General features: G+C 55.5%; 10 protein-coding genes and 1 pseudogene. 7 read left to right on the forward strand and 4 right to left on the reverse strand.

What is annotated here, in order from left to right; genetic code table 11:
- The 7 genes from OKC30_RS19190 to OKC30_RS19220 form a co-directional block, all read left to right on the forward strand.
- On the forward strand, positions 1 to 266 hold a 266-nt coding region (locus tag OKC30_RS19190; RefSeq protein WP_270809752.1), incomplete at its 5' end, for a hypothetical protein.
- A gap of 640 nt (positions 267 to 906) precedes the next feature.
- Positions 907 to 1,188, forward strand: a complete 282-nt coding sequence (locus OKC30_RS19195) for a hypothetical protein (RefSeq protein ID WP_161508011.1) — start codon at positions 907 to 909, stop codon at positions 1,186 to 1,188.
- Between the two features lie 223 nt (positions 1,189 to 1,411).
- Entirely contained in the window at positions 1,412 to 2,290 is an 879-nt protein-coding gene (locus tag OKC30_RS19200) for a tetratricopeptide repeat protein (RefSeq protein WP_442865844.1), read from the forward strand.
- 170 nt (positions 2,291 to 2,460) lie between these two features.
- On the forward strand, positions 2,461 to 2,730 hold the full coding sequence (locus OKC30_RS19205; RefSeq protein ID WP_259589274.1) for a hypothetical protein: 270 nt from the start codon (positions 2,461 to 2,463) through the stop codon (positions 2,728 to 2,730).
- Between the two features lie 69 nt (positions 2,731 to 2,799).
- Complete coding sequence (locus tag OKC30_RS19210) at positions 2,800 to 3,051, forward strand: DUF4160 domain-containing protein (RefSeq protein WP_259589275.1); 252 nt, start codon at positions 2,800 to 2,802, stop codon at positions 3,049 to 3,051.
- Positions 3,035 to 3,457 (forward strand): DUF2442 domain-containing protein, encoded by a 423-nt coding sequence (locus tag OKC30_RS19215; RefSeq protein WP_259589277.1) that lies wholly within the window; start codon positions 3,035 to 3,037, stop codon positions 3,455 to 3,457. Before OKC30_RS19210 ends, OKC30_RS19215 begins: the two co-directional genes overlap by 17 nt.
- A 161-nt stretch (positions 3,458 to 3,618) precedes the next feature.
- Positions 3,619 to 4,593, forward strand: coding sequence for a replication initiation protein (locus OKC30_RS19220; RefSeq protein ID WP_270668544.1), 975 nt, complete (start codon positions 3,619 to 3,621; stop codon positions 4,591 to 4,593).
- 192 nt (positions 4,594 to 4,785) lie between these two features.
- Here the strand turns inward: OKC30_RS19220 and OKC30_RS19225 are convergent, their stop codons facing one another.
- The 4 genes and pseudogenes from OKC30_RS19225 to OKC30_RS19240 form a co-directional block, all read right to left on the reverse strand.
- Entirely contained in the window at positions 4,786 to 5,028 is a 243-nt protein-coding gene (locus tag OKC30_RS19225; RefSeq protein ID WP_103252494.1) for a plasmid replication protein RepB, read from the reverse strand.
- Positions 5,029 to 5,098: 70 nt separating this feature from the next.
- Positions 5,099 to 5,902, reverse strand: a complete 804-nt coding sequence (locus tag OKC30_RS19230) for a site-specific integrase (RefSeq protein WP_270668545.1) — start codon at positions 5,900 to 5,902, stop codon at positions 5,099 to 5,101.
- A 93-nt stretch (positions 5,903 to 5,995) separates the two neighbouring features.
- A pseudogene (locus OKC30_RS19235) lies at positions 5,996 to 6,601 on the reverse strand (Tn3 family transposase); the annotation flags it as partial.
- Positions 6,568 to 6,738 carry a TetR family transcriptional regulator C-terminal domain-containing protein gene (locus tag OKC30_RS19240; RefSeq protein WP_442865845.1) on the reverse strand — a complete coding sequence of 57 codons (171 nt, stop codon included), beginning with the start codon at positions 6,736 to 6,738 and terminating at the stop codon, positions 6,568 to 6,570. The gene OKC30_RS19240 and the pseudogene OKC30_RS19235, both read right to left, overlap by 34 nt.
- Positions 6,739 to 6,752: the final 14 nt, after the last annotated feature.

Here is a 6,752-nt window from a genome sequence, read left to right on the forward strand (position 1 = left end):
ATTTTTCCGGCGCAAATGAGCTACAGGCCGCAATTCTGGCTGTGTTCAAGCGTTTTTCAGGCTTGGACACAGCCGGGATTGCGGTGAAAACCGAGCGAAACCGGTTATTCGGGCGAATAGCACATCGAATGCGAAATATGAGTCATCAAAATCAAAATATGATGGCGGCAAAAAGCAAATTATTCACACAAATATGTGTGAAGCATTGCGAACGTTGCGGGCAGGGAGACGCAGTCCGGCCTGATGTCCGGCAAAGGCATCGATGAGAACAGGAGGTTCATCAAGGCCGGTGTTGAGCAGAAGGAACCACAGCGGCAGGAACGGGGCTCTGTATGGAAAACGTCGGGGGGCGCAGTGTCCTCGGTGGACAGCGAGGGGGCGTCCCCGTCACCAGGGAAAAACAGGCGGTTCATGCCGGTTTTGGGCTGAAACCGGATCGGCTCACCGGGGCTGCATTTCCCCCCAAAAAACCGTCACAAACTTTCAGCCGCGATCCGGCCAGAACGGGCCGGGATAACGGCGTGTTTACCGCGCTGGCGGGCCGAAACGGGACGAGTGCGCCGTTTTCATAAGCGAAATCGCCAATTGAACATAATGGGCATTATGCACAGAGGTTTGGTAGATGCTGTGCCGCAATGTTGTTCGTTGCATGGATACCGGCGCGCCATTTTGCTAACTACGTTGTTGCGCACCACCTTCTTGTTGACTGAACAGTTGTTAGCAGGTGATTCAGGCCTAGGGAGGGTGCGAATAAGCACCCTCCACAACGAAACAGAAAAAATTAGTTTATTAAATTCAAATACTTACAAAGGCGCATTTTTATGTTTGGTGACTTATTCGCACCTTCCCTAGTCCATATCGTTTTCGTATGATGGCTGTAGCGTTGAACGCTCTGGCGGAGCACCAATGAATACATTGGAGTTATTATTGGGGGTTGGTATGGGTTATGTCTGGAATGATTTTGGCGTTTTGTTAGATGTCGCTGAGGGAGAGAGATATCTTATTGTTACAAACACTAACTATCAATCAAGGTTGATGGCAAAGCATGCATATAAAGATGCTGCGGTTAATATGGCAATAATTGCTAAGGGGATGATTAATCAGCGCGTGCGACTGCGTACAAGTCAAAATACAGATAAATGGTCTCCAGATATTTGGTTTAGTGCAATGGAAGTTATTGAAAGCTAGGGAAGGTGCGAATAAGTCACCAAACATAAAAATGCGCCTTTGTAAGTATTTGAATTTAATAAACTAATTTTTTCAGTTTCGTTGTGGAGGGTGCTTATTCGCACCCTCCCTAGTTAAGCTTTACTAGATGACATATATTATTAATGAAAACCATTGTTTTTTTTGAATGCAAAATTAAGGTTGCACTATGAAAGTGAATCACTGTTCTGCTGGTTTGTATTTTATGGTTCGCTCTGCTGCGCTCGCGATTATATTGGCTTGTAGTGTAACGGCTTGCTCTACAAAGAATGGCGTACAGACTGTGGACGAATTGCGCAAGGAGGCCGAGCAGGGATATGCCTATGCGCAAAATGACTTGGGTGCGATGTATTACAACGGTCAGGGCGTAGCACGGGACTATTCGCAGGCGTTAACTTTGTTCCGCAAGGCGGCCGAGCAGGGATATGCCTATGCGCAAAATGACGTNNNGGGCGTAGCACGGGACTATTCGCAGGCGTTAACTTTGTTCCGCAAGGCGGCCGAGCAGGGATATGCCTATGCGCAAAATGACTTGGGTGCGATGTATTACAACGGTCAGGGCGTAGCACGGGACTATTCGCAGGCGTTAACTTTGTTCCGCAAGGCGGCCGAGCAGGGATATGCCTATGCGCAAAATAACTTGGGTGCGATGTACTACAACGGTCGGGGCGTAGCGAAGGACTATTCTCAGGCGATAACTTGGTTCCGCAAGGCGGCCGAGCAGGGGCATGCCGGGGCTATCAAAAACGTTAAGCTTGCTAAGTATGAAATTGAAATGGCTGAAAAGAAAAAATATCTCGAATCACCAGAAGGCAAAGAAGAAACTAGGAAAGCAGAGGCTAAAGCCAAGGCTGAGGACAATCGCATAATGTTGATATGCGATGATTTTGGAAGGGATATTGCGAAAAAATATAATTTTGGAAAATATAGCGGAACGTTATCTCGCAAGCATTTACATGAAGACTTATATTATTGCGTTGCTATTTTTAAGCAAGAGACCGTTACTGGCTTTATGATGCCTAATTATAAAGGTATTACTATAAATAACCGAACTGGTGTCTACGAAATAGAATACCTGAATTAAATTTTGCAGCATCATTGTATGTTGTAATCAAGTAAAGTCACCGCGCATAAGGGGGCGTTACGTTAAATCGGGCGCCCTTTTTGCTGCCTGTCATCCTGCAAGATGGCTTGTTTTGCGAGGCGTTATCTCCCATCCTGCGTCGCACAATCCCTTGCCTCGGAATTTCCCCCATGGAAACCATCACCCATCCCACCCTGGTGCAACTGGTCGCTGCCGGTGCCGTCCGTGTCGTGGTCGCCGTCGGCCAACCCGGCGGCTGGTCCCTGTTAGTGCGCTATGGTCTGGCCGAACGCGCCCTCGCCGCCCAGCGCAGCAAGCAGCTCAGAGTCTTTCGCAAGCTCGATACCCTGGTGCTCTATCTGCAGCAGATCGGCGTCAGCCGCTTCGAGGTCGATGCTGCCGGTTTCATGGTTGCCCCGAGACCAGTGCAGGGTGTTTGAACCTATCGCTAACTCACCCATTCGGGTGTAGTATTGCGTCAATAAAAACCAAAACAGTTAGGTTGTTTAATGCCAACGGTGTTGATCATTGGGGGCTGGCGAGTGGTGATTTATCCCAACGACCATCGTCCGGCGCATGTGCACGTGATTGGGGGTGGCTGCGAGGCGGTGTTTAATCTCTCAGGGGATCACGGCGGGCCTGAGCTGCGGGAAAACTACGGATTTGATAGTAAAGCGCTGAAGCGCATCTGGGCAGAGTTGCAATGCAATCAAGCTCACCTGATAAGCCAATGGGAGGTGATCCATGGAACTAACCGATGAAATGATCGCACAGGCAAATAAACGCGGTTCTGAAGCGCGTAAGCGCAGCCCTGTTGCTACGAGCGTGCGTTATGACCGGAGAATTGGACGGGTTGTGATCGCCTTGTCCTCTGGTTTGGAACTGGCCTTTGCCCCTCATCTGGCGCAGGGGTTGGAGGCCGCGAAGCCTAGCGACTTACAGGATATCGAGATCTCGCCGTCAGGGTTGGGAGTGCACTTTCCGAAGTTGGATGCAGATCTCTACTTGCCAGCTTTGCTGGAAGGGCTGTTGGGTTCGGCGAACTGGGCTGCATCCAAGATGGGGGCGAAGGGCGGCAAGGCAAAAACCCCCGCTAAAGTCGCAGCGGCGCGGGCAAACGGTGCAAAGGGTGGGCGTCCAAGAAAAAACGTGCCAGTGGCGGCCTGACTGCGGTAACGTACTGTCCAGAAAAGACAAACCCCGAATCTCTGTCTAATCAACTTGGCGGGAGATTACAGAGAGTTCGGGGCCGTGACTTAATCACAGGAAGAAGAATACCACATGGATCACATCAAACAACCCAGAGCCGCCAATAAGCGCGGTGCCAGATGGTAAAACCAGCGCTTCTAGCTGCTGCATTCATCGAACGTCTCCCTCGTCGCCCTTACTGCACTGATGATAAATCGTCAGGGCTGCTCATTCGTCCGCAGGCTACCGCACTGGGCTATCTCCACATCCAGTACAACCCGCCTCCGCATGTATCCTCCTTGGTGTTCGACTTGGACAAGCCGGACAGTTACCACGCGTGGAAGGATGCAGGCTTGCCAGCCCCGCACTGGATCAGCGTTAACCGCACGAACGGCCATGCCCATATCGGGTATATGCTGGCGGCCCCTGTAGCCCGAACCAGTGCAGCACGGCAAAAGCCGTTGCGCTATCTGGCGGCCATAGAACATGTTCTAGCGAAGCGGCTGGGGGCTGACATGGGGTATGCAGGGCTGATCACCAAAAACCCTACCCATAGCGATTGGCTCACCGTCTGGCACCAAATCGAGCCCTACAGCCTCGACTACCTCGCCGAGTTCTGCCCTGATGCCGATTTGTCGGCCTACAGCCGCCGCAGTCGCAAAGAAGCGACCGGGCTAGGCCGTAACGTCACTGTGTTCGACAACGTGCGTGAATGGGCCTACAGCGCCGTTAGAGAGTTCTGGCGGCCTAACGGGTATGAGGCTTGGGCCGATGCGGTGAGAACGGCTTGTGAGAGCGCCAATGCGTTTGGACGGGAGCAGGGCGGCCCGCTTCCTGTGTCGGAGATCAAGGCCACGGCCAAGAGCATTGCCCGCTGGGTCTGGCAGCGCTTCAACCCCGCCGCATTCAGCGCCGTGCAGGCGCATCGAGGAGCCAAGGGGGGCAAGGTATCGAAGGGCGGGGGCAGGCCAAGGGATAGCGGCAGAGCGGCTGAGCTGTTACCGGAGGTACTGCGGCTCAAGGGGTTGGGGTACAGCAATCGGGACATTGCCGAGGATTTAGGGATCGGTTCGGCAAGTGTTAGCCGCTACCTCTCCAAAATCTCGCCAGAGTGATCCAGAAACAAGCCTTATCAGATAACAGCGCCCGCAGGGCGTTCGTTTCTGATATGGCTTGTCATTAGAAAGAGGATCTTGGCGAGGTGGGCAAGCGCCCGAACCGGAGGCCGTCCATCAGGCCGTGGGTTTGGCCTGTGGACGGGGGCGTTGTCCACGGAGCGTGGGTGGGGTTGGTTTTTGTCCTGGTTCTCAACGACTGGACAGATCGATCTCGATGCGCCGAAAGCCAATCCCGTTGGCGGTGTTGGCCGCGGCATCGATACTCTTGAACACCCGCCAGCCCCCTCGTTGTCGTTCCAGGACAATTGACTCGCTCATCTTCCCGAATTTCACTAGGTGCAAGTGGTAGCCCTGGCCCATCGGGGTGGGGGCAATCAGGGCCTTGGCAAATCCGCCCTGGTCAAACGTCCACTTCGCTTGCAGTTCTTCCATATCAAATAACCAATTCGATCAATCAAATGTGCTTTTTGATAATGCCCGCGCCGTTTCCGAAAGGCAACCGTCAGCGCAGGTAGGTGGTGGTTATCTCGGGCCGGAAATGCCCCAGCTCCTGGGACACGGTTTCATTGGCCACTTTCTGCGAGTGCTCCAGGGTTTGCAGCTCCGTCACCCGCTCCTGGGCGTAGGCATGGCGCAGGCCGTGGGCGCCGGTGCTCCAGCCCAGGGCGGCCTTGGCGGCGCGGGACACCGCCATGCTCCAGGGCTGGCCACCGCCGATGGCGTAGTGCTGCTGGTAGTACACGTGCCGATCGGTCACCGGGCGCGGGGTGGCGAGCCGTTGCGCCTCTAGGCGGGCGGCCAGATGGCTGGGCAACTGGACTTCGCGGATCAGCCCCCCTTTGCCGGTCACCACGTAGCGGCTCCCGTCCTCGCGGCCCTCGAATTTGGTGGGCAGGGCCGGGCGCGGATCCGGCGTCCGCTCGCTGCGGGGCTGGAGGGTCAAAAGTTCGTGGGCGCGCAGGCCTGCGGTATAGGCGATCTCGGTGGCCAGCGCATTGTGCGGGGCCAGCCGTTCGCAGATTAGCGCGACCTGCTGCGGGTTATAGGCGCGGCTCCCCAGTACCTGCGGCTGATCCGCCTTGATCACCGGCAGGGTCTCGCCCGCGCCGAGCTTGTTGGTGACATGCCGGAACATGGCTTGGATCGCCTGGCGTTCCATGTCGAGGCATTTTTGGCCCACAGCCTGTCCGCGTTGCTCCAGGTAGGCGATCGCCTGCTCGCGGGTCAGGCCGCGCAGGCCGTCCGACAGTTTTTCCCGCTGGGTCCACTCGGTCACCCGGGTCAGGCCCCTCTCATAATTTTCCACCGTGCGTACGCTTTTCAGGATGGTGCCCTGCAGTTCGCGCATCACGGAGGCCGCCTGTTTGGGGGCGTCTCAGAAAACGGAAAATAAAGCACGCTAAGCCGGTGGCAGCGGTCGCAATGGCCTGAACTTCCCCGCACCGACCTTGGCACTGCTGCGCCATAGGTAATCGCCGGTCAGGTTGATATGCTCCCACCCCAGCGGGGACAGATATTGCAGCAACGTATCGTCCAGCGCCTTGCCGTGGGCACGCAAAGCACTGGTGGCACGCTCCAGATAGACCGTGTTCCACAACACGATGGCTGCCGTCACCAGATTGAGGCCGCAGGCCCGGTAGCGCTGCTGCTCAAAACTGCGGTCGCGGATTTCACCCAATCGGTAGAAGAAGACCGCCCTGGCCAGCGCGTTGCGCGCCTCGCCCTTATTCAGCCCCGCATGGACGCGGCGGCGCAGCTCCACGCTTTGCAGCCAATCCAGAATGAACAGCGTGCGCTCGATGCGCCCCAGCTCGCGCAGGGCGACGGCCAAGCCGTTTTGGCGCGGATAGCTGCCGAGCTTGCGCAGCATCAGCGAGGCCGTCACCGTGCCCTGCTTGATCGAAGTGGCCAGCCGTAGGATTTCATCCCAATGAGCGCGAATAGCCTTGATGTTCAGCCTGTCGCTGCTAATCATCGGCTTGAGTGCATCGTAGGCAGTATGGCCAAGCCCTGGATCGTGCCAATGAACAGCGTTGCCGCCGCCTCGTTGTCAAGCGAGGGAGACAACTCGCCGCTGGCCTTGCCTTTCTCGATGAGACGATGCAAACGTTCGCCGTAGCGCTGAATCAAGGTTTGCACCATGCGCTTGGCCGGTG

Origin of the sequence: Aeromonas sp. QDB18 (assembly GCF_027705325.1) — a bacterium.
In the GTDB taxonomy this organism is placed as follows: domain Bacteria; phylum Pseudomonadota; class Gammaproteobacteria; order Enterobacterales; family Aeromonadaceae; genus Aeromonas; species Aeromonas caviae.